The sequence below is a fragment of the Mycobacterium sp. TH-M106 genome (assembly GCF_057473765.1).
The window spans coordinates 1-4,363 of the sequence record NZ_JBYCLE010000156.1; the positions used below are offsets into that span (position 1 = coordinate 1).

At 65.3% G+C, this 4,363-nt stretch carries 8 protein-coding genes; all 8 read right to left on the minus strand.

The annotated features are described in order from the left end of the window. The coding region (gene rpsC, locus AC2VOP_RS05630; RefSeq protein WP_486960037.1) for a 30S ribosomal protein S3 at positions 1-586 on the minus strand (586 nt) is incomplete at its 3' end. Continuing rightward, positions 586-1,257: a 50S ribosomal protein L22 gene (gene rplV, locus AC2VOP_RS05635; protein ID WP_486960038.1), complete on the minus strand. Its 672-nt coding sequence runs from the start codon at positions 1,255-1,257 to the stop codon at positions 586-588. The genes rpsC and rplV, both read right to left, overlap by 1 nt. Continuing rightward, positions 1,254-1,535, minus strand: a complete 282-nt coding sequence (gene rpsS / locus AC2VOP_RS05640) for a 30S ribosomal protein S19 (RefSeq protein ID WP_486952468.1) — start codon at positions 1,533-1,535, stop codon at positions 1,254-1,256. Before rpsS ends, rplV begins: the two co-directional genes overlap by 4 nt. Positions 1,536-1,555: 20 nt before the next feature. Beyond that, a complete protein-coding gene (gene rplB, locus AC2VOP_RS05645; protein ID WP_486960039.1) occupies positions 1,556-2,395 on the minus strand; it encodes a 50S ribosomal protein L2 in 840 nt (279 codons plus the stop codon). Between the two features lie 27 nt (positions 2,396-2,422). Next, a complete protein-coding gene (rplW, locus tag AC2VOP_RS05650; protein ID WP_486960040.1) occupies positions 2,423-2,725 on the minus strand; it encodes a 50S ribosomal protein L23 in 303 nt (100 codons plus the stop codon). After that, the gene (gene rplD / locus AC2VOP_RS05655; RefSeq protein ID WP_486960041.1) at positions 2,726-3,400 is read right to left on the minus strand and encodes a 50S ribosomal protein L4; all 675 of its coding nucleotides are present in this window, start codon (positions 3,398-3,400) and stop codon (positions 2,726-2,728) included. Beyond that, positions 3,400-4,053: a 50S ribosomal protein L3 gene (gene rplC / locus AC2VOP_RS05660; RefSeq protein WP_486960042.1), complete on the minus strand. Its 654-nt coding sequence runs from the start codon at positions 4,051-4,053 to the stop codon at positions 3,400-3,402. Before rplC ends, rplD begins: the two co-directional genes overlap by 1 nt. Before the next feature lie 26 nt (positions 4,054-4,079). Beyond that, positions 4,080-4,363 (minus strand): 30S ribosomal protein S10 (rpsJ, locus tag AC2VOP_RS05665; protein ID WP_486960043.1); only part of this gene is annotated, 284 nt, incomplete at its 5' end.

The following is a 4,363-nucleotide window of genomic DNA, read 5'->3' on the forward strand; positions in this document are numbered from 1 at the left end:
TCCGCCCGAAGGTGGTCTTGGCCTCGTAGAGTCCGTAGTCGATGTCGGCGCGCAGCGTGTGCAGCGGGACCCGACCCTCACGGTAGAACTCCGAGCGGCTCATCTCCGCGCCGCCGAGACGTCCCGAGCACTGCACCCGGATGCCTTTGACGTTGGCCTGCCGCATTGCCGATTGGATGGCCTTGCGCATCGCCCGGCGGAACGCCACCCGGTTACTCAGCTGCTCGGCGACGCCTTGTGCCACCAACTGCGCCTGCGACTCAGGATTTTTCACCTCGAGGATGTTGAGCTGAACCTGCTTGCCGGTCAACTTCTCCAGATCCGCACGGATGCGGTCGGCTTCGGTGCCGCGGCGGCCGATCACAATACCCGGCCGGGCGGTGTGGATATCCACCCGGACCCGGTCGCGGGTCCGCTCGATCTCCACATCTGCGATGCCCGCGCGTTCCAAACCGGTCGACAACAGCCGGCGGATCGCGACGTCCTCCTTGACGTACTCGGCGTATTGCTTGTCGGCATACCAGCGAGACTTCCAGTCGGTGGTGATGCCCAGCCGGAAACCGTGCGGGTTGATCTTCTGGCCCACTATTGCGAGCCTCCCTTCGCTTCAGAAGTCTCAGACGCCTTCTTGGCCGGCGCCTTCTTGGCCGGCGCCTTCTTGGCCGGCGCCTTCTTGGCCGGCGCCTTCTTGGCCGGCGCCTCTGCCGCAGGCGCCTCTGCCGCAGGCGCCTTTGCCGCAGGCGCCTCCTTGGCCGGCGCCTCTGCCGCAGACGCCTTCTTGGCCGGCGCCTCTGCCGCAGACGCCTCCTTGGCCGGCGCCTTCTTGGCGGCGGCAGCCTTGCTGGCCTGTGCCCGAAGCGCCCGAGCCGCGCTCGCCGACCCGGAGACACGCCGCTGCTTCACCGGCCTACTCTCCAGCACCACGGTGATGTGACTGGTGCGGCGGCGAATCCGGAAAGCGCGCCCTTGCGCTCGCGGCCTGATCCGCTTGGCCGTCGGGCCCTCGTCGGCATAGAGGGTGGCCACTACCAGCGTCGTCGGATCCAGCCCATTGTTGTTTTCGGCGTTGGCCGCAGCGCTCGCGATAGCTTTGGCCACCGGAAGGCTTGCCGACTGCGGTGCCCAGCGCAGGATGTCCAACGCTTCGGCCACGGGCTTGCCGCGCACCAGGTCGATCACCCTGCGCGCCTTGCTGGCTGATACCCGCACAAAGCGCGCTTTGGCGACCGCCGACGGATATTCAGTGGTAACGCTCACCGCCGCTTAGCCTTCCGGTCGTCTTTGATGTGCCCCTTGAAGGTACGCGTCGGGGCGAATTCGCCGAGCTTGTGCCCGACCATCGATTCGGTGACGAACACCGGTACATGCTTGCGGCCGTCGTGGACGGCGAACGTGTGCCCGACGAAGTCCGGTGTGATGGTCGACCGACGCGACCACGTCTTGATGACCTGCTTGGTGTTCTTCTCGTTCTGCGCGTCGACCTTCTTCAGCAGATGGTCGTCGACGAACGGACCTTTCTTGAGGCTGCGTGGCATGCCTACATCTCCTCCGCTTCCTACCGGTGCTTCTTGCCGGTGCGCCGGCGTCGGACGATGAGCTTGTCGCTGGGCTTGTGCCGCCGCCGTGTTCGACCCTCGGGCCGGCCCCACGGGCTGACCGGGTGCCGGCCGCCTGAACTCTTGCCCTCACCACCGCCGTGCGGGTGGTCGACGGGGTTCATCGCCACGCCGCGCACCGACGGCCGATTGCCCTTCCACCGCGTCCGGCCAGCCTTGCCCCAGTTGATGTTGGCCTGCTCGGCGTTGCCCACCTCGCCTACGCTGGCACGACAGCGCACGTCGATGCGCCGAATCTCACCGGACGGCATACGCAATGACGCGTAACTGCCCTCTTTGCCCAGCAATTGGATGCTGGACCCCGCTGAGCGGGCCAGCTTGGCGCCACCGCCCGGCCGCAACTCCACCGCATGGATGAGGGTGCCGGCCGGGATGTTGCGCAGCGGCAGGTTGTTGCCCGGCTTGATGTCGGCATTGGGACCGGACTCCACCATATCGCCCTGCGAAAGACCCTGCGGCGCAATGATGTAGCGCTTCTCACCGTCGAGGTAATGAAGCAGCGCAATCCGTGCCGTGCGGTTGGGGTCGTATTCGATGTGTGCGACCCTCGCGTTGACACCGTCTTTGTCGTTGCGCCGGAAGTCGATCACCCGGTAGGCGCGCTTGTGCCCGCCGCCCTTGTGCCGGGTGGTGATCCTACCGTGCGCATTGCGTCCACCCCGGCCATGCAGCGGTCGCACCAGCGATTTTTCCGGCGTAGAACGCGTGATCTCGGCGAAATCGGAGACGCTGGCACCGCGACGGCCGGGTGTCGTCGGCTTGTACTTGCGAATTCCCATGTCTGCTAAGTCTTTCTCTCGCGTCGGCTACGCCGGTTCTGCGAACAGGTCGATCGGCTTACTGCCGGGTGCCAGGGTCACGATGGCTCGCTTGGTGTCCTTGCGCTTGCCGTATCCGGTCCGGGTGCGCTTCCGTTTGCCCGGCCGGTTAGCGGTGTTCACCGAGGTCACCTTGACCGAAAAGATCTTTTCGATCGCGATCTTGATCTGCGTCTTGTTCGAGTTCGGGTGCACGATGAAGGTGTAGGTGTTCCCTTCTATCAGCCCGTAGGATTTCTCCGAGATCACCGGGGCGATGATGATGTCGCGGGGATCGGTCACCGTTGCCATTTACGACGAAACCCCTTCCGTGTCTTCAGCGCCGCGCGAGCCCGTGCGGGCGGCTGTTATGTAGGCATCCAGCGCCTCGACGGAGAACACCACGTCGTCGGCGCGCAGCACGTCATGCGTGTTGAGCTGGTCGGGCGCCAGAATGTGCACTCCGGGCAGGTTGCGTACACTCTTCGCGCCGGTTTCGTCGCTGCGCCCGATGACCACCAGCACCTGCTTGCGATCGGTCAGTGTGCCGAGAAACGCCTTGGCGCTCTTGGTCGACGGGGTCTGGCCCGCCACCAGTTCGGTGATCGCGTGGATACGCCCGTTGCGTGCACGATCCGACAGTGCACCGCGCAGCGCGGCGACGATCATCTTCTTCGGGGTCCGCTGGCTGTAGTCGCGCGGTTTCGGGCCGTGCGACACACCGCCGCCGGTGAACTGCGGAGCGCGGATCGAACCTTGCCGCGCGCGGCCGGTGCCCTTCTGCCGGTACGGCTTGCGGCCACCGCCACGCACCTCGCCGCGGGTCTTCGTCGAGTGCGTGCCCTGCCGGCCCGCGGCCAGCTGGGCGGTCACCACCTGATGCATCAACGCGATATTGGCGGGGACGTCGAACAGCTCGGCCGGCAATTCGATCGAGCCACTCTTCTTGCCATCCGGGGCCTTGACGTCAATTGTGATGCCAGCCATTACTTCTCACCCTTTTTGATTGCGCTGCGAACCAGCACCAGCCCACCGTTGCGTCCCGGGATAGCACCCTTGATCAGCAGCACACCGTTCTCCGCATCGACCTTGTGCACCAGGAGGTTTTGCGTGGTGACGCGGTCGTTGCCCATCCGGCCCGACATCCGGGTTCCCTTGAACACCCGGCCGGGAGTTGAGCAGCCGCCGATAGAACCCGGCCGGCGGTGCACAGCCTGTACGCCGTGGCCGGCACCCTGGCCGGCAAAGCCGTGCCGTTTCATCGTGCCGGCGTAGCCCTTGCCCCTGGACGTGCCGGTCACGTCGACGTAGCTTCCGTCGGTGAAGATCTCCGCGGTCAGCTCCTGGCCGACGTGATAGCCCGCGGCTGCCGCTTCGTCGTCGAGGCGCAACTCGGCCAGGTGCCGGCGCGGATTGACTCCCGCCGCAGCGTATTGACCAGTCAGCGGCTTGTTCACCTTGCGCGGGCTGATCTCGCCGTAGGCCAGTTGCACAGCGCTGTAGCCGTCGCGCTCCGGCGTACGAATGCGCGTCACCACGTTGGGTCCGGCTTTGACCACCGTCACCGGCACAACTCGGTTGTTCTCGTCGAACACCTGCGTCATGCCCAGCTTGGTACCCAGAATGCCATTACGTGCCATGGTTGTGCAGCGCTCCTACCGGGTTGCTATTGGATATTGACGTCGACGCTGGCCGGCAGATCGATGCGCATCAGGGCGTCAACGGTCTTCGGAGTGGGATCGAGGATGTCGATCAGCCTTTTGTGGGTGCGCATCTCGAAGTGCTCCCGCGAGTCCTTGTACTTATGCGGGGACCGGATGACGCAGTACACGTTCTTCTCGGTCGGCAACGGTACCGGACCCACCACGCTGGCACCGGTGCGGGTGACCGTCTCGACGATCTTGCGCGCCGAGGCGTCAATGGCCTCATGGTCGTAGGCCTTGAGCCTGA